The 17,280-nt window shown below is 39.7% G+C and carries 15 protein-coding genes and 1 pseudogene; 6 read left to right on the forward strand and 10 right to left on the reverse strand.

The genetic code is table 11. The features are described from left to right. Window positions 1-21 precede the first annotated feature (21 nt). Entirely contained in the window at window positions 22-1,191 is a 1,170-nt protein-coding gene (locus HWQ39_RS05190) for an S-layer homology domain-containing protein (RefSeq protein WP_292842301.1), read from the forward strand. A 277-nt stretch (window positions 1,192-1,468) separates the two neighbouring features. On the opposite strand, the gene HWQ39_RS05195 is transcribed toward HWQ39_RS05190, so the two are convergent. Continuing rightward, window positions 1,469-1,906: a CAAD domain-containing protein gene (locus HWQ39_RS05195; RefSeq protein WP_292842303.1), complete on the reverse strand. Its 438-nt coding sequence runs from the start codon at window positions 1,904-1,906 to the stop codon at window positions 1,469-1,471. Window positions 1,907-2,896: 990 nt separating this feature from the next. On the opposite strand from HWQ39_RS05195, the gene HWQ39_RS05200 reads away from it, so the two are divergent. Further along, window positions 2,897-4,621 (forward strand): ATP-binding protein, encoded by a 1,725-nt coding sequence (locus HWQ39_RS05200; RefSeq protein ID WP_292842305.1) that lies wholly within the window; start codon window positions 2,897-2,899, stop codon window positions 4,619-4,621. An 89-nt stretch (window positions 4,622-4,710) separates the two neighbouring features. On the opposite strand, the gene HWQ39_RS05205 is transcribed toward HWQ39_RS05200, so the two are convergent. From HWQ39_RS05205 to HWQ39_RS05215, 3 genes are read right to left on the reverse strand one after another with little or no spacing between them, the layout of a single operon-like run. Beyond that, window positions 4,711-5,424 (reverse strand): carbonic anhydrase, encoded by a 714-nt coding sequence (locus HWQ39_RS05205; RefSeq protein ID WP_292842307.1) that lies wholly within the window; start codon window positions 5,422-5,424, stop codon window positions 4,711-4,713. A 16-nt stretch (window positions 5,425-5,440) separates the two neighbouring features. Then, window positions 5,441-5,752, reverse strand: coding sequence for a P-II family nitrogen regulator (locus HWQ39_RS05210; RefSeq protein ID WP_292842309.1), 312 nt, complete (start codon window positions 5,750-5,752; stop codon window positions 5,441-5,443). A gap of 4 nt (window positions 5,753-5,756) precedes the next feature. After that, complete coding sequence (locus HWQ39_RS05215; protein WP_292842311.1) at window positions 5,757-6,725, reverse strand: sodium-dependent bicarbonate transport family permease; 969 nt, start codon at window positions 6,723-6,725, stop codon at window positions 5,757-5,759. Between the two features lie 507 nt (window positions 6,726-7,232). Here HWQ39_RS05215 and pcrA point away from each other — a divergent pair. Further along, window positions 7,233-9,557, forward strand: coding sequence for a DNA helicase PcrA (gene pcrA / locus HWQ39_RS05220; RefSeq protein WP_292842425.1), 2,325 nt, complete (start codon window positions 7,233-7,235; stop codon window positions 9,555-9,557). Between the two features lie 90 nt (window positions 9,558-9,647). On the opposite strand, the gene HWQ39_RS05225 is transcribed toward pcrA, so the two are convergent. The 4 genes and pseudogenes from HWQ39_RS05225 to HWQ39_RS05240 all read right to left on the reverse strand — a co-directional run. After that, entirely contained in the window at window positions 9,648-10,619 is a 972-nt protein-coding gene (locus tag HWQ39_RS05225; protein WP_292842313.1) for a hypothetical protein, read from the reverse strand. A 180-nt stretch (window positions 10,620-10,799) separates the two neighbouring features. Then, entirely contained in the window at window positions 10,800-11,093 is a 294-nt protein-coding gene (locus HWQ39_RS05230; protein ID WP_292842315.1) for an antibiotic biosynthesis monooxygenase, read from the reverse strand. 65 nt (window positions 11,094-11,158) lie between these two features. Continuing rightward, window positions 11,159-12,508: an MATE family efflux transporter gene (locus HWQ39_RS05235; RefSeq protein WP_292842316.1), complete on the reverse strand. Its 1,350-nt coding sequence runs from the start codon at window positions 12,506-12,508 to the stop codon at window positions 11,159-11,161. Window positions 12,509-12,670: 162 nt separating this feature from the next. After that, a pseudogene (locus HWQ39_RS05240) lies at window positions 12,671-12,916 on the reverse strand (metallophosphoesterase); the annotation flags it as partial. A gap of 149 nt (window positions 12,917-13,065) precedes the next feature. Here HWQ39_RS05240 and HWQ39_RS05245 point away from each other — a divergent pair. Further along, on the forward strand, window positions 13,066-13,332 hold the full coding sequence (locus HWQ39_RS05245) for a hypothetical protein (RefSeq protein ID WP_292842318.1): 267 nt from the start codon (window positions 13,066-13,068) through the stop codon (window positions 13,330-13,332). Window positions 13,333-13,653: 321 nt separating this feature from the next. On the opposite strand, the gene HWQ39_RS05250 is transcribed toward HWQ39_RS05245, so the two are convergent. Both HWQ39_RS05250 and HWQ39_RS05255 read right to left on the reverse strand, forming a co-directional pair. Then, complete coding sequence (locus HWQ39_RS05250; protein WP_292842320.1) at window positions 13,654-14,274, reverse strand: Uma2 family endonuclease; 621 nt, start codon at window positions 14,272-14,274, stop codon at window positions 13,654-13,656. A 110-nt stretch (window positions 14,275-14,384) separates the two neighbouring features. Beyond that, window positions 14,385-15,299: a metallophosphoesterase gene (locus tag HWQ39_RS05255; protein ID WP_292842322.1), complete on the reverse strand. Its 915-nt coding sequence runs from the start codon at window positions 15,297-15,299 to the stop codon at window positions 14,385-14,387. 136 nt (window positions 15,300-15,435) lie between these two features. Here HWQ39_RS05255 and HWQ39_RS05260 point away from each other — a divergent pair, with 136 nt between their 5' ends. Together HWQ39_RS05260 and HWQ39_RS05265 are read left to right on the forward strand one after the other, a co-directional pair. Further along, window positions 15,436-16,326 carry a hypothetical protein gene (locus tag HWQ39_RS05260; protein WP_292842324.1) on the forward strand — a complete coding sequence of 297 codons (891 nt, stop codon included), beginning with the start codon at window positions 15,436-15,438 and terminating at the stop codon, window positions 16,324-16,326. A gap of 26 nt (window positions 16,327-16,352) precedes the next feature. Beyond that, window positions 16,353-17,183 (forward strand): YheC/YheD family protein, encoded by an 831-nt coding sequence (locus tag HWQ39_RS05265; protein WP_292842326.1) that lies wholly within the window; start codon window positions 16,353-16,355, stop codon window positions 17,181-17,183. Window positions 17,184-17,280: the final 97 nt, after the last annotated feature.

A 17,280-nucleotide genomic window follows, 5' to 3' on the forward strand; every position in this document is an offset into this window, starting at 1 on the left:
ACTGCTACCAGGGTAATCACGATGACAAATAGACCTCCTTCCGAACCGGAGTCATCTCAAAAAACTGCCCTTGGCTTTGATGAATTTATAGCCATTTTGGTTGCCTTCAGCACTGTTGGAGCGATTCTTTTTTGGTCATTGTCCCGCAGAGATTCTAGCTGGAACTTAAACGGGCTACTCCTGCCTTCTGCCACACCATCTTCTAGTGTTCAACCAAATCAAGTATTGCCCTCTCCTACTGCCAAAGTAGAACCTTATGTAGTCCCCCGCAACGTTCCCTATTCTCCACCTGAGGCTGTTGTTGAACCCACCACACCTTTATTTCCCACTAACAGCGCAACTCCTTACCGCGCAATGTTGCCATCTGTTCTGGTAATTCCGACTCCATCTTCACAAGCACAAACACCTGTATCTCCTGCAACAGAAATTGAGTCATCAATTAAATCATCAGCTTTGCCTTTAGTCACTCCAGCAAGACCAAAATCAATCATTCCGCCGCCAATTGCATTTAACGATGTGCCCGATAACTTTTGGAGTCGGCGTTTTATAGACGTTCTTTCTGCCCGTGGAATTCTCAAAGGGTTTCCTGATTATTCTTTTAGACCAAATCAGCCTGTAAACCGTGCTGAATTTGCTGCCATACTAGAAAAAGCCTTTGACCAAGAACCGTCTAAGACTGCGATCGCATTTCAAGATGTACCAACAAAATTCTGGGCAACTCCAGCAATTGACCAAGCCATCAGCGCCGGATTTCTCAAAGGCTACCCGAAAAAAACCTTCAAACCACAACAAAATATTTCACGAGTACAAGTTTTAGTTGCCCTTGTTAGTGGGTTAAATTTGAAAGCCCCTACTTCCCCAAATCAGATTATTAGTGTCTATAAAGATGCTAAAGATATTCCACCTTATGCTATAGCTAAAATAGCGACTGCTACAACCAATGGTCTGGTAGTTAACTATCCAAATCCCCAAATCCTCGATCCCAACAAAGTCGCTAGTCGGGCGGAAGTAGCGGCGATGATTCATCAAGCTTTAGTAAAACGGGGCAAATTGGAGGCAATTACATCTCCTAATATAGTGCGTAGACCTAGCCCGCCGCAGGCATCGCCCAAAATATCTCCAGAACTTTCCCAGACTCCAAAAGTGAACCCAAAGGGTAAATTGCCCACTGGAGGCTCGTCTCAACAATAATTCGTAATTCGTAATGACTCTCGAATACTCGCTACCGCTACGCTAACGTAATTCGTAATATTCACCTCCGGCAAGAAGCAAGCTAGATAATTCGTAATTAAAGCAAGGGCAGAAGGAGCGAGTTCTATACGAATTGTTAATGAACTTAGTAGGGCATTTTGAGAGAAGCCTGAACGCCGTAAATCGGCATTCAGGCTTCGCTAATTTGGAATTAGAGCATACTCTTACACAGAAGTAAGCTACCCGTGGAATCTCATAGAGAAGCGATAATTAGATATTAAGCTTCTGGAATTTCTTTACCGACAACTTGTGATTTAAGAGTGGTGATTTCACTAGTTAACTCTTTCCTGGTTGAAGCTTTGAGTAAATAGCGGTAAACAAACCAGGCAGAGTAACCAATACCGATCAACTCAAAAGTAGGTGCTACCAAAGGGATATCATTCAAAGCATCTAATATTGCCAAGAGTACTTTAACGGCAACAATTGATCCTATAATCAAACCAACTGTCACCAGGGGTTGCTTATATTGATTAAAGAAGCTTCCCAGATAATCTGGTAATGTTGCTAAAAAGGTAGAAATTTGCTCCCCGTATTTTACCCATTCGTCTTGAGGCTGTGCCGGAGGCTGGAGTTTGGTGATGGTTCCCGTTTGGTTGTTGATCTCTGCCACTGTAGTCTCTTTAGATGGGGTTTCGGTAAATTCTTGTTCTGGCATTTTCACTCCTATTAATTTGACAGTTGAGTTTTTCTAATCTGGATAATTACAACCAAAAGGGTGTTGATTAGGTAATGCACAAGTGCATCAGTACAATTGGGTGAAGGACACAAAAGGGTTTTAGTGTCCTATAACCATAATTGCCCCTTAATATCTACTGCATCAACTACAAGGTAGATAGTCAGTAGGAGGATAGAACTCAGAAGGCAGTAGGATGTATTATAATCAACTTCCTGAGTTCTATTTTTTGGAATCAACTGGAATCCCCAAGTTGTGATTATCCCATTCCATGTCATTTGCTCATAATCGTACTAAATCTAAGTACAAATCATGCAAAAAAAAGTCCACCTCTCATTTATATAAGCCTAGAAGCCGATTTTATCTGATATTTAAGCCATCTTAAGCCGGGTTCGTCAATTAACCTATTCGTATTGATATTAATACGTAATAAAAGTTTTTGTGAATACACAAAAACTAGACATTTGACCTATTTTATGATATCTGTGCCTGGGTAGGGAGGCAGAGGAGTAGGGAACAAGGGAGAAGAGTTTTCCCCTCCGCCCCTCTGCCTCTTTTCAATGCCTAATACCCAACAATTATCAAACTTTTGTTTTTTTCCTGATTGTATTAATTTTATAAGGAAGCAGTAAAGTAGAGTAATGACGTAGGTATGGCAAAAACTCATTGCTATCAACTAGCATATTGAGGAAAGTAGTATGGTAAGGAGAAGACGCTCTCAGACAGGTCTTTAGTGCAGAAAACTATATCGTTGCTCCTGACAAAATTAAATTCTGTTTGTCATAGCAATTGTACTTAGTAAAAAAGCTGCAAAAAATACTTGTACAGTATAAGGCTATGCTAATTATTTAGTAAGCAATTATTTTCTATTGCGATAAAAGAAGATAATGTAGATGTTAATGGCTAATTGAAGTGTTTGCACAAGCTAGGCTAATTTGATTATTTTTGTGGGAAGGCAAGGAGGTTTGAGAAATGCCAACTCAAAAGCCAACCCCTATTGACAGCAGTTCAGAAAGCAAAAAAGTGTCAGCCGAAGAGCAATCGACAGACGAACTCCCAACTATAGAATTTCCCTCACGAGGGAAACTCAAAGCTAGTTCTTGGCGCATCCATCAAAAAATTGGCTATGGGTACTTTGTAGCTATCGGAATTGGCTTTTTTGGCTCACTGACTGGGTTAGTGATTGCTAATTACTACCGGGGAAAGGAAGTTAGACAATTCAATCAAGCTTATGAACAAGGGCAACTACTGAGTAATTATAAAGATGCAGTAGTCGGGGCACAATTACATAGCTCTAACCTAGTTGCTGTATTAGAAAATTCACAACAACTGCAAAGTAAAAAAGCTGATTTTCTGAAGAACGTTGAAAAAGCCAAGCAACTAGAGTCAAAAATTGGCGGATTTATCGATAGTAAACCTAAAAGACTAGCAGCAACAAGTTCGACTTTACAGACGTTATTGCTAGATTACAAGAATAATTTAAAAGCCTACGTTGACCAAATAGAAGTTGTATTACAGAAAATCGACTCCAAAAAAGTTCAGCCTCAGCAGATTAACTCTGCCCGATCGCAGTTATTAGCAATTATGCGTGGTGAAACAGCCATGCAGTTAGATCAGCTTTCGCAGAACTTGACTAATATCCTGCAAACTGCTGAAGATCAAGAGCAAGAAAGGCAAAAAGCGGTTGAGGAAGCAAAAATAGTTGAGCGATTTATTGTGATCGTGAGTATGCTGGTTTCCGTAGCGATCGCAGCTATTGTTGCTTGGCGTACCAGTCGAGCGATCGCAGAACCAGTGATCACTGTAACCCAAGTAGCTGAACAAGTTGCCAGGAAACATAATTTCGATTTACGAGCGCCTGTCACCACTGAAGATGAAATTGGGCTACTTGCCAAATCTCTAAATCGTTTGATTGAGCGAGTATCTGAGCGAACAAAAGAACTACAACAAGCTAAAGAACTAGCCGAAGCTGCTAGCAAGGCAAAAAGCGTATTTTTAGCCAATGTCAGCCACGAATTACGCACACCATTAAATGCTGTCATTGGCTTAAGCCAACTACTAGAAGACGACGCTACCGATCTTGGTTTATCGGCAGACTTTATCACAGACTTAGAAACAATTAACGCTGCTGGTAAGCATCTACTGCACTTGATTAACGAAATCCTCGACTTGTCAAAAATTGAAGCGGGGAAAATGACTCTTTATCCTGAGACATTCGAGATTGCGACGCTGATTCATAATCTTGTTCTCACAGTCAAACCAGCTATCGAAAAAAATGCCAATGTTTTAGAAGTAGATTTTGATGAACAACTTGGCACAATGTATGCCGATCAAACTAGGATGCGGCAGGTATTATTAAACTTACTCAGCAACGCCAGTAAATTCACTACAAACGGCAAGGTGACGCTGACAGTCAACAGAGAAAAGGATGAAGTACGATTGGATGCTCCTTTGGGTATGATTACTTTTACCGTTAGCGACACAGGTATAGGTATGTCTAACCGTGAACAGCAGCAGTTATTTCAACCTTTTACCCAAGGAGATACCTCGACTACGAAAAAGTATGGAGGTACGGGACTGGGGTTAGCAATTAGTCGCCACTTTTGCCAGATGATGGGTGGTGAAATTATTGTCAAAAGTCAGCCGGGAATTGGCTCTACTTTCACTATTCGTCTGCCAATGACTGTGCAGGATTGAATTAGGATTAGGAATTGGGGATTGGAGACTGGGGGGATGAGGGAAATAATAAGGTAATACTTTCTCCCTCTGCTCCCTCATCTCTCAAACTAAGTAATAATAGTCACTATCCCTGTATCCAAATCGTAACGACCCCCGACAATTTTCAATTTGCCCGATTGTACCTGCTCAGTTAAAAGCTTTGATTTTTGCAACCGTTCAATTTGATATTGCACATTTGCCACCACAGCATTTTCAACCGCATCACCTGGTTGACTCTTGACCTTTTCTACAGCTGGCTTAATTGCCTTCACAAAACTACTAATATCACCGAGTAACGATTCGTTTTGGACAGCGGCGGTAACAGCCCCACAACGCTCATGGCCCATTACCATCAGCAGCGGAGAACCTAATAAAACAACTGCATATTCAATACTGCCGATCGCTTCATGTGTGGCAATATTTCCGGCAATCCGCACATCAAAAATATCCCCAATGCCTTGATCGAAAACAATTTCTGCGGGTACTCGTGAATCCGCACAACTGAGAATAGTTGCAAATGGATGTTGAGCTTGAGCAACTTCGTGCAACCGCAGCTCAGATTGATCAGGGTATTGGGGATGATGATTGACAAATCGCTGATTTCCCTCTATCAGCTTTTGCAAAGCTGCATCAGGAGTGAGGGATTCAGCAGAAGTTGAGGGGATTTCGGCAGCTTTAGCCTGTTCTACCCGCCAGAGTAAATCGCTGGCAGATAGCATCATCCCAAATGCCCCGGTCATTCCCAACTTCAAAAAGTCACGACGTTCTATGAAATGTTTCATTGAATTTATAACTCTCTTACAGAGACGCGATACATCTGACAGAGCGAATTTCCATCACATCGGAAACGTAACAAGTACCTCCGAATTTATTCAGGAGTGGTTTGATATTTTCGACAACACGCTTGAGTTCTTCTGGCATACAAAACGCGAGGATGTAAACATTATCAAGCATGGTCATGTCTAAATCTTCTGTCGTTCCTCGTAATCCTTTACCAACAACATTTCTAATGACGGCATGGCTATGTACACCGGACTTGTCTAAATTATCTAAAATTTTGGCAAGTTCAAAGGAGTTGGCGATAATTTCTATCTTTTTAACTACGTGCATATTATTACCTCCAGAATAGGTTAATTCCGTAGAGATATAGCGGAATTCCCACAATAATATTGAACGGAAATGTGACTGCTAGAGCGGTAGAAACATATAGACTGGGATTTGCTTCGGGAACAGTCATCCGCATCGCCGCAGGCACAGCAATGTAAGAAGCGCTGGCACACAATACAGCGAATAACAGCGAATTTCCCTGAGGCATACCGATGAATTTGGCGATCGCTAACCCAATGCCTGCATTGAGTATTGGAATTAGTATGGCAAATAAAATCAGGAAAACTCCGGTTTTTTGCAAGTCTTTAATTCTTCTGGCAGCCACCAGTCCCATATCCAATAAAAAGAAGGTGAGCATGCCATAAAACAACCCCTGAGCAAAGGGTTCTAATACGTGCCAACCACGTTCTCCTGTCAAGACACCGATTAAGAGGCTACCGACTAGTAGAAAAACTGAACTATTAAGAAATGCTTCTTGCAAAACTTCCGACCAAGCAAACTCTCGCTTTTCATCGGCGGTGAATATATTTACCAAAATCAGACCAACAATGATCGCCGGAGATTCCATCAGGGCAAGAGCTGCTACCATGTAACCATCATAGTGAATACCAAGCTCAGTGAGAAAAGCGCCGGCGGTGATGAAAGTGACGGCACTGATAGAACCGTAGGTTGCTGCGATCGCGGCAGCATCGTAAGTAGCCAGTTTCCACTTGAGGATAAAAAAGGTGTAAATTGGAACAAAACAAGCCATCAACATTGCTGCCAGGAGTGTTAAAATTACCTCCTGATTCAGTCCGCTTTTGATTAGTTCTACCCCTCCTTTAAAACCAATGGCAAACAGCAAATACAACGAAAGGAGTTTGGGGACTGGTGGGGGAATTTCCAAATCAGACTTGACAAAAACAGCAGTCATGCCTAAAAAGAAAAACAAGATTGGCGGATTCAAAATGTTGGATACAATTAAGCTAAAATCCATATCCACCCCTCTTTATACTGGGAAAACCTGCAATTAAAGAAATTTTTCATCTTTAAAAATTTAACGGTTCAATGATGATGTATCGTGTATTGTTCCCTAATGTCAATTGGGTACTCAAGAAGTCAATAGTCCGATTGATGACTATACTCTCAGTTAGGTATGTACAGCGTTTTGCAAGCAAATAAACCACAGTTTAGGGAACATTGTCATGTCCCCACGAAAACCTTTAGGGGCAATTAATAAATTGCCCCTACTGTTGACAACAGAACAAGTTAGAGCTTGCCTACTATTTCTTGATGTTTGATTCCCCGTGGCTGATTTTACGACACAACGCGCAGGAATAACTCATAGCTAACTTTTCTACGTAGAAAAGTTAACGTATTGTCGGGACAATTCATGAATTGCCCCGACAGAAATTATATGTTTTTTCTGGTACAATATTTGTGGTAAAGTTCACCCACATTGGTGTCTGATGATGTGACGCCAGGCGATCGCTTTTTCACATCTATGACAACAACCCTTGACTTTCTCAGTCACCTTAACCCCAGCCAACGCCAAGCTGTCGAACATTACTGCGGCCCGTTACTAGTTGTTGCTGGCGCAGGTTCCGGTAAAACACGAGCGCTGACTTATCGCATAGCGAATCTGATTCTGAACCACAACGTTGATCCAGAAAATATCCTGGCGGTTACTTTTACCAACAAAGCCGCGCGGGAGATGAAAGAACGGATTCACCGGCTGTTTGCTGAAGAAGAAGCAATGAAACAACACGGTAAGCAGTTAGATTTGTTGACAGAATATCAACAAATGGAATTGCGATCAAAAGTTTATAAAAAAACGATAAAATTCTTGTGGTGTAACACTTTTCACAGCTTATGCTCTCGTATTCTTCGCTCTGAGCTTGGAAAATATCAAGATGTAAAAGGGCGGCGTTGGACTAACAATTTCTCCATTTTTGATGAATCTGATGTTCAAAGCCTGATAAAAGAAATTGTTACTAAAGACTTAAACCTAGACGATAAAAAATTTGATGCCCGTTCTGTTCGCTACGCTATTAGTAACGCTAAAAACCAAGGCTTATCAGCACAAGAATTTGAGCAAGATCAACCCAATTATCGCGGAAGGGTAATTGCTGATGTCTATAATCGTTATCAAGATAAATTAGCACAAAATAATGCTCTCGACTTTGATGATTTGATTCTAGTTACTACAAGATTATTTCAGCAAAATGAGAAAGTTTTAAATTACTGGCATCGCCAATTTCGCCATATCCTCGTAGATGAATATCAAGATACTAATCGCACTCAATATCAACTCATCCACTTATTAGTGACTAATGGCGAAACTAAAAAGAGCGAATGGAAATGGGAAAATCGCTCAGTTTTTGTTGTGGGCGATGCGGATCAATCCATTTACAGCTTTCGGATGGCAGATTTCACTATTTTAATGGGATTTCAGGAAGACTTTGGCGATGGTTTGGCAGATGATGACACCCAAACGATGGTTAAGCTGGAAGAAAACTATCGCTCTTGTGAAAACATTCTGCAAGCGGCTAACGAACTCATTGAAAATAACACCCAACGGATTGATAAAATCCTCAAAGCGACGCGGGGTACGGGTGAGCAAATTCATTGTCACAAAGCCGATGAAGAAATTGCAGAAGCAGCATTTGTAATTAATCAAATTACCACTTTAGAACAGCAAAATCCTGAGTTGAACTGGGGTAGTTTTGCCATACTTTATCGAACAAACGCTCAATCTCGTCCTTTTGAGCAATTTTTAGTAGAAAGACGAATTCCTTACACAGTTGTGGGGGGAATGAGGTTTTACGATCGCAAAGAAATTAAAGATGTTGTCGCTTATCTAAGAGCGATAAATAATCCAGCTGATACAGTCAGTTTATTACGAGTTATTAACACTCCCCGGCGGGGAATTGGCAAAACCACTATTGATGCTTTGATGAACGCCTCTCAGCAACTAAGCACAACTTTGTGGGAAATACTCAGCGATGAGACATCAGTTAATACATTAGCTGGACGAGCGACAAAAGCTGTAAATAACTTTGCCGCAATGATTAGCCGTTGGCAAGGACAAGTCGCCACGCTTCCGGTGACAGAGGTTTTGCAAGGAATACTAGAAGATTCTGGTTACGTTCAAGACTTGATGAGTCAAGGCACAGATGAAGCCACAGATCGGGTACAAAACGTTCAGGAACTTTACAACGCTGCACTGCAATTTCAAGAAGAAAACGAAGAGGTTTCCCTGCGAGACTTTCTGAGTAGCGCCGCCCTAAGTTCCGATTTGGATAACTTAAAAGAAGGACAGACAGCCGTTTCTTTGATGACTTTGCACGCTTCCAAAGGTTTGGAATTTCCCGTAGTATTTTTGGTGGGATTAGAACAAGGGCTATTTCCCGGACACCGATCGCTAAGTGACCCTGCATCTTTGGAAGAAGAACGCCGCTTGTGTTATGTGGGGATTACTCGCGCCCAAGAGCGGTTATTTTTATCACACGCGCGGGAACGGCGTTTGTATGGTTCTCGTGAACCTGCGATGCGATCGCAATTTCTCGACGAATTACCAGAAGAATTAATATCTACCAAACGCGCGAGTCGTCAAAGTTATACCAAAACTGCTTCTACTCCCAATGGAAAACAAGACACAACCCAGAATTGGCAAGTAGGCGATCAAGTCTTGCATAAAACTTTTGGACTTGGTGAAATTACCCATGTTTTCGGAACGGGTAGTAAAATGTCTGTAGCAATTAAATTTGCCAGCTTGGGACAAAAAATTGTTGATCCAAGAGTAGCGCAGTTGCAAAAAGTGGAGTAGAAAATTTTAAGTATTAAGGGGCGTTTATTATTTCAGCTTGATTTTTGCTATCCAACTTAACATCAAAAATCTTTAGTTAGATAAGTTTATTCACCGCTCAATAGTTATCGTAACTGCAAATGAACCTATGTTATCTTGATACCATAAGCCATAATTTCTTTGCGTGTTAAGCTCATCCCATTTTTTCTTTCTTTCATTATATTTATTCATAATTTCTGAATCTTGCTTTCCTTTATTCCAAGTTAAAAATTGCTGAGTAGCAATAGTTGTATCACTATTAATTGAACCGAGAACCTTATTTAGATAATATTCACGGTTTCTACCAGTTGGTTCGGGTGGAAGATAAGCATCTTTTTTTTCTGCTGACAACCAGATATCATTGACTGTAAGTAGAAGTTTTCCATCAGTTTCAGCTTTAAATTTTCTTTCATTACCTATCTGATATTTATCAAGACTAAGGTTATCCTTTCTAATCGCTGCAATTAGCATTCCAAAAGGATACTCTTTCATTGTTTTAAAATTGTTTCGTTCAGGATACAAGGGGTTATTGTCATCATTTTTCGATAATCCCTTAGGATCGTTCCAAGGAGCTTTCGGTTGTACATCTTCTTGAGCAGCTTTAATTATTCCTGCTAAGGAGAGATTAATTTTGCCAGAAGCAGTAATATTAACACTATCTCCTTTTTTAATTTGAATTTCAGGATCTACCCATTCATCATCTATTCCACCATTTGGGCTAAGTACCATAATAATACTTTTTTTATTGTCCTTTTCTAAGGTTAAAGTTCCTGCTTTATTTGCCTCAATAGAAATAGTCCCATCCTTAAGGCTTACTTTATTGGGCTTAATTTTATCCAAAATTATCCATGTCAACGTTACTATCCCAAAAACTCCTACTATGAAATATGTCAAAAAACGTCGAAATTTTTCTGGAGATGTAGTCGAATCTACAACTGCTTTTATAACAGCATTAGGTAAAGCATCATTGTTATTACTAATAGGGCTACCATGACTATTATCTTTATTGGTCTTGCCATCCAAATTCTTGGGTGATTGAGACATAATATACTAATTTTTTTATAAATTAGTATTATACCATGATTGTGAAAGTATTATAAGTTAATACTTGTTTAATATATGAATAAGAAAGCATAGAATATCGCACAATAATCGTTCTCTAGCTATGTGGAAAAACAGGAAAATTTTTTAGTAGCTAAAAATGTACTTCCCCCAGCAATATTTTCATATTTCAATTTCTTCAAAGTGTTCAACAATGGGAGATGGATCATAAAAATGATGTAGAAGTTTTTTCCACTCTTGAAACTCGGCAGAACTTCTAAATCCGACAGTATGAGATTCTAAAGTTTCCCATCTGACAAGTAATAAATATTTACCTTTGACTTCTATACATTTATGCAATTCATGTGATAAATATCCGTCCATTGAGGAAATAATTTTAGAAGCTTTTTTGAAAGTAGCTTCAAAATCGGATTCTAAACCGGGTTTAACATGAAGAATAACTGCCTCAAGAATCATAAAGTTTTGCGGTGATAATTAAGCTAATGTTAACGCAATGTACAACTTCTTCTTTTGGCTATCCATTACCCGTGGTTGGTTGTTTTCTTGCTAAACCGCCAAGTCATGATTATTGCAGCGATCGCTAAACCAATAGCCAGCCCCCACCAAAGACCAATAGCTCCATACCCCGACGAGATTCCGAAAGTATAACCAATGAATAAACCAACGCACCAATAAGCAAAAATACCAATTAACATAGGAACTTTAGTATCTTTTAGTCCGCGTAATGCTCCCCCCGCAGTAACTTGCACACCGTCAACTATTTGAAAAATCGCTGCCACTCCCAGCAATTTCACTGCGAGGACAACTACATCTGCATTGTTTGGATCGCTGATGTCAATATAAAGAGAAATAATCGACTTTGGCACTAACCACAATGTAATGCCTACTACACCCATAGATAGGGCTGCAATGGCAATGCCTACATATCCAGCCAAACGAGTAGCAAGTAGATCATTCTGTCCAACTAACTGCCCAACACGTACTGTTGTCGCTAGAGAAATGCCTAGTGCAAGCTGGAATGATATCGAAATTGTTTGTAAAGCAATTTGATGGGCAGCAAGAGCGTTTGTTCCTAACTGTCCTATTATGAAAGTAACAACGGTGAACAGTCCCGCTTCGACCGCAATCAGCCCTCCGATGGGCAATCCAACCTGAAAAATCTCGTCAATGATCCGGCGATGCTCTAGGGGAAAAGCTTTTTTATATAAAGGTCGAAAAATACCGTAAACTGCAAAGCGAGGCTGATTACATATATAAATTAAAGCAACAAACATACTCCAAAGTGAGAGTGTGCTTCCCCAACCGATACCAGCTAAACCCAGCGCAGGGAATCCCAGTTTGCCAAACATCAGCACATAGTTAGCTGTGATGTTGAGCAAAGTACCCAAAACCACAGTTACGATTATTAGTTGTGGTTGCAACAGAGCAGAAAGAAAGCTTTTAAGTACTGCAAAGCCTAAAGCAGGAATAAAACCCAGTGCGATCGCTCTTAAAAAAATCTCTGCTAGTGCTACTGCGTTAGGATCTTGCCCTAGTAGAAGTAGTAAAGCACCTCCATTGTAAAGCAGCAATGTAATTGGTATTCCTAGTACCAGAGATATCCATAGTCCCAGGCGGACAATTGTGCCAACTTTTTCTCTATTTCCAGCTCCGTATGCTTGGGCAGCTAACGGACTGACAGCAGAAACGATACCAGTAATTATCAACAGACAAAAACTAAAAATAGTAACTCCCAATGCTCCAGATGCAATAGTCTGACTTCCCAACCAGCCCATCATTACCGTATCCACAAAACCAGTTGCAGATTGAGCCAGTTGTGCTGCTGCCAAAGGTACGGCTAACCCGAGACATTTTTTAACTTCAGAAAACATACGCTTATAACCCGATGTAAAGAACAAAGGGTTTTTCCAAAATTTAAACCCATGTTCAGAAGATGCTGCTCCTGTGAACTTGAATCTATCTTAATGGAGTAAAAGGATTCGCGTTACAGTCTTACGTAGGAAGGACTAACGAAAAATGCAATTTCATAATAATTACGCTGATTTTAACTTAACAATGCCTTTATCAAAAACGCGATTATCAGTAGCGATCGCACATATTTCTATTCTATCTTTATACACTTCATAAGAGGCAAAACTTAAATTACTGGTAGAATACCCTGTCCACTCAGAACGCCCTACAGGACGATTACCAGCACCCGCGCCACAAACTAAATAAGTTGTCCCATCAATAGCACGAGTGCGTTGATAATTATGTTCGTGACCTCGGATTCTAAGCCGGGTTTAACATGAAGAATAACTGCCTCAAGAATCATATAGTTTTTGGTGAAAGTTAAACTAATGTATTTTAATTATTCGCCTAAAAATAACATATTTTGGGCTTTTTTAGCAGCTTATTGTTAACATTTGACACTTTTGTGTATCTCGATATGCAACATACAGAAAACAGTTCGTCATTTTATGTGCGTGTCTCAGCAAGAGTTTTAGGATGCCTACGTAGTGGTGAAATTACCATTATCCTGTTTCCTGGACATGGGTTAGTGCTAATAGAACCAATCCAGACCAACCTCGTTCCTGAAAACTTGAGAATGCCCAATAGTGAGTTTGATGTGTTGTTCAAACATCCTAGGCGAGAGATGATCCGAGTCTTGCATCACAATGAATTCTGTTCAGAAATCGATGAAAGCAATGATTAAGAAGTAAAAAGATAATCTCCATAAATAAATTGAGGGGATTTGATAAAGACGTATTATTTCTCTCTACGAGACGCAATTATACGAACGCGCTATGCCACGACGCTCGATAGCGCAGCGTTAGCGACGTAGGAGCGTCTGACTCGCTCTAAGCGAAGCCATGCCGAAGGCTTTACGCTGCGCTATCGTTATAAATGTTTTTATTTCGTTCCATAAATAAATTTGGGGGCAACTCTTGGAGACGCACTCGCGAACAAACCATTTTTATTTTTCTTTCTTTTGCCTTTTAACTTTTTCTTTTGCCCTGTTCGGTGAGAGTCAAGGCTACGTTGGTAGACCTTCAGCTTGAAAAATTTGTTCAGCGGTTAAATTTAACTCTGGGAAAGTAGGCGATACGATGTGTTCGCTGCCTCTAAATTGAGTAACTTGGTACTCACCATCGATTAATTGATAGATGGATATAGTAGGCAGTTTAGGATTGCCAATAAACTTTCTAGCGCCACAAGCCGCGTAATCTATAATCCAATATTCAGGAATGCCTATAGCTTCATAATCAGCTAATTTTTTGTAGTAATCATCCCGCCAATTAGTGCTAACGACTTCAATAACCAATGGAATGGATGCAGCTTGAGATACAGTCGATTTCTTTTTCCATAAAGGCTCATTCAATAAATTTGGTCGATTGATTATTAATATGTCTGGTGAATAAGCTGATTCACTTTCAAGAGGTTTTACTAATACAGTTTTTGGAATGTAATAAGGTAAATTTAGACGCTTGATATCAAAAGATATTTCTAGTGCCAAAAAACCCACAATATCTTCATGATCTCCGACTGGTTGTGCCATTTCAACAATCACGCCATCATGTAATTCGTATCTTCCGCCATCAGGTCGCCACGCTGCAAAATCTTCAAAAGTTACTAGTTTGGATATAGCTTGAGTCACGTCGCTTCGCTCCGAATTAAAAATTAAAAATTAATGATCCTCGAGATCCAGGGTAAAATCGCCGATTCCAGGGAAGGATTGCATTTTCAAACAGTTGACTTTCATAATAATTACGCTGATTTCAACTGAATAATACCTTTATCAAAAATGCGATTATCAGTAGCGATCGCACTTAGTTCTATTCTATCTTTATACACCTCATAAGAGGCAAAACTTAAATCACTGGTAGAATACCCTGTCCACTCGGAACGCCCTACAGGACGATTACCAGCACCCGCACCACAAATTAAATAAGTTGTCCCATCAATAGCACGAGTGCGTTCATAATTATGTTCATGACCATTTATGTAAAGTTGAACGCCATATTTTTTATATAGAGGAGTGAAAGTTTTAATAAAATCTGGATTACAACCATACTGACCCGATGAATAAATCGGATGATGGCCAAACACTACTTTCCAAGGAGCATTACTAATACTTAATTCTTTTTCTAACCAACTTAGCTGGTTTTCCCAATCAGCATTACTGTTAGTATCTAAAGCAAAAAATTGCACAGTTCCCCGGCGAAATGTATAGTAACGTCCCTTCATATTAAAGCCAGCATACTTGACTTGTGGCTCGCCATTGGCAGTACGAATATCGTGATTACCTAAACAAGCCTGAAATTTCACACCTTGCTTGAGCAAAGGTTGATAAGGACGCTCAAAAACTTCATTAATTTTCTCAATTTCGCCGTTATTGTAAATGTTGTCTCCAGCTAAAACGACTAAATCATAAGGATTTTGTTTGTGATATGCATTCATCGCTCTAGCTACGGCATACTGTCCCTTAGCCCCAGTCCCCGTATCTGCAACAGACACAAAACGTAATAACAAGTCTTTTTTGGCTGGGTTAGCGGCTATAGCTGTTGTTGAATCGCTAATATCAGCACTTTGATGATGATGAGTTAATATCCAGCTTAAAAAACCTGTACTAATGGCGCTGAGGCTACTTAAAAATAGAAATTGACGGCGTTTCAGGTTCATAAGTCACCAAATTTAATAAATAGTCAGTTTAGCGGAAAACTTTGAGCAATGAAGTGATACATTAAGGCAAAAGAAGGCAGCACCAGTAATAATGTACGTTGTTTGTCTTTGATTCGCTGCTTTTGGTGAAAGTTCCATGTCACAAGACAATCAGTCAAAACCGACGGATGAGCAGATAACTCAACCTCCCCAAAAACCTTACCAGAGAGTTCAGCCATTTTGGAAGGCTAAAATTATCCAACTTCTTCAGGGGACGATTGGGGTTTTAGAAGTAACGGTGGAAAAACTGGAGACAGCACCCCCACCTGGTACTGAGGAAAAACCCAGTTTTTTCCAGAAGCTTCAGTTGTGGTGGGTTGGATTGTTAAGGACAATCCGCTTGTTTTTGCCATCAAATTTGTCAACAAAGTTATCAGATACAGCTTTGACGGGAATTGTGACTGGAGTTGCTGTAATTCTCGTTTGGGCGACTACAACTGTCCTTACTGCTAAACCGACTCAAGTAGCAACAGTTCCACCAGTTGAAGAGGTTCCCATACCAACACCAACGATAACTACTCCACCGGAGTCAGTCGCACCAGAACCACAGCCACCAGAAGAAATTACGCCACCGCCAGAAGTACAAATTACACCAACGCCGGAACCAGAACCAGAAACAATTCCTACGCCAACGCCAATCCCAACACCGACACCAATCATAGAATTGACACCGGAACAAGCTTTGATTGCGGCTATTGAAAATCAGGTAGCTGAAATTAGCGATCGCATTGCCTCTGGTCTGATAAAGTCAATTCAAGCCAACTTTCGCACGAGTAATCTTACAGTCAAAATTAGTGATGATTGGTACACTCTCAAGGAATCTCAGCAAGACAAGCTAGCTGCGGAGATATTACAACGCTCTCAAGAACTTGATTTTACCCATTTAGAAATTACCGACTCCCAAAATAGGCTAATAGCTCGAAATCCGGTTGTTGGTACTGAAATAGTGATTTTTAAACGCCAAATAGCAAGTTACAATAATTCCTAATTTTAGACGTTTAACTTGAAGTATTTATGTTAGACAACGTTTTGTTATTGCTCAAAGCTTGTGAAAACTTAAACATTAACTATGAAATTCTTCATCCTTCACAAAACTTAATCAAAATAAAATTGCATAGTAAACAGCATTATTTTTGTAACTATAGCACTCCCTTACTTAATCAAGCAGTAGCACACCTTCTCAAAGATAAAGAATATACTTATCATGTTTTAAATAAAAAAGTTAAACTCCCTCGGACTGTGGGTTTTCTTTCCCCTTTTTGTGACAACCAATATAAGATTTACTTAAAATTTCCAACTATTCAAGATATCGTATTGGAAATAAAAGAAAATTTTGAAACACCAGTAATTATTAAAAGAAACTCCGGTGCAAGCGGACATAATGTCTTTTTGTGTAAGAATCTAGATGAAATTGAAACTGCTTTAAAAGAAATTTTTAATATCAATAATAAGTATGATTACGTCGCTCTTGCTCAAGAATTTATTCATATCAAATCTGAGTATAGAGCAGTTTTTTTTAAAAAAGAGTTAGTTTTGCTCTATGAAAAAGATATAACTGATGCGAAATTTGTCGGTAATCTCAGTCCTCTCCACTGGGATGGTGCAAAAGCCAAGTATATTAACGATCCACAAATACTATCAGAGATTTCTAATTTTGCTCAACCAGTTTTTGAAGAATTAGACCTTGATTACGGTGGTTTTGATATCGTATTAGATCGAGATAATCAATATTGGTTAATTGAAATCAACTCTCACCCAAATTTTGGCATTTTTATTAGAGACAATGGAGAGGAGCCTGTGTTAAGAATTTTTGAAAAAATGCTCATTAGCCTAGCCTCAAAATAAAACAATACAGTTCAGAATGAGCAACAAAACAATTTTAGAGACGGCGATTTATCGCGTCTCGGAAACCCAAAATTGTTGCCAGTAGCCCTTAACCCAA

The organism is Nostoc sp. NMS8 (assembly GCF_017115045.1).
Taxonomy (GTDB): Bacteria; Cyanobacteriota; Cyanobacteriia; order Cyanobacteriales; family Nostocaceae; genus Nostoc.

What these genes read in the sequence shown, in the direction of transcription:
- HWQ39_RS05190 (WP_292842301.1), top strand. Translation starts at nt 22, where the DNA reads ATGACAAATAGACCTCCTTCCGAACCGGAGTCATCTCAAAAAACTGCC.
- HWQ39_RS05195 (WP_292842303.1), bottom strand. Translation starts at nt 1,906, where the DNA reads ATGCCAGAACAAGAATTTACCGAAACCCCATCTAAAGAGACTACAGTG.
- HWQ39_RS05200 (WP_292842305.1), top strand. Translation starts at nt 2,897, where the DNA reads ATGCCAACTCAAAAGCCAACCCCTATTGACAGCAGTTCAGAAAGCAAA.
- HWQ39_RS05205 (WP_292842307.1), bottom strand. Translation starts at nt 5,424, where the DNA reads ATGAAACATTTCATAGAACGTCGTGACTTTTTGAAGTTGGGAATGACC.
- HWQ39_RS05210 (WP_292842309.1), bottom strand. Translation starts at nt 5,752, where the DNA reads ATGCACGTAGTTAAAAAGATAGAAATTATCGCCAACTCCTTTGAACTT.
- HWQ39_RS05215 (WP_292842311.1), bottom strand. Translation starts at nt 6,725, where the DNA reads ATGGATTTTAGCTTAATTGTATCCAACATTTTGAATCCGCCAATCTTG.
- pcrA (WP_292842425.1), top strand. Translation starts at nt 7,233, where the DNA reads ATGACAACAACCCTTGACTTTCTCAGTCACCTTAACCCCAGCCAACGC.
- HWQ39_RS05225 (WP_292842313.1), bottom strand. Translation starts at nt 10,619, where the DNA reads ATGTCTCAATCACCCAAGAATTTGGATGGCAAGACCAATAAAGATAAT.
- HWQ39_RS05230 (WP_292842315.1), bottom strand. Translation starts at nt 11,093, where the DNA reads ATGATTCTTGAGGCAGTTATTCTTCATGTTAAACCCGGTTTAGAATCC.
- HWQ39_RS05235 (WP_292842316.1), bottom strand. Translation starts at nt 12,508, where the DNA reads ATGTTTTCTGAAGTTAAAAAATGTCTCGGGTTAGCCGTACCTTTGGCA.
- HWQ39_RS05245 (WP_292842318.1), top strand. Translation starts at nt 13,066, where the DNA reads ATGCAACATACAGAAAACAGTTCGTCATTTTATGTGCGTGTCTCAGCA.
- HWQ39_RS05255 (WP_292842322.1), bottom strand. Translation starts at nt 15,299, where the DNA reads ATGAACCTGAAACGCCGTCAATTTCTATTTTTAAGTAGCCTCAGCGCC.
- HWQ39_RS05260 (WP_292842324.1), top strand. Translation starts at nt 15,436, where the DNA reads ATGTCACAAGACAATCAGTCAAAACCGACGGATGAGCAGATAACTCAA.
- HWQ39_RS05265 (WP_292842326.1), top strand. Translation starts at nt 16,353, where the DNA reads ATGTTAGACAACGTTTTGTTATTGCTCAAAGCTTGTGAAAACTTAAAC.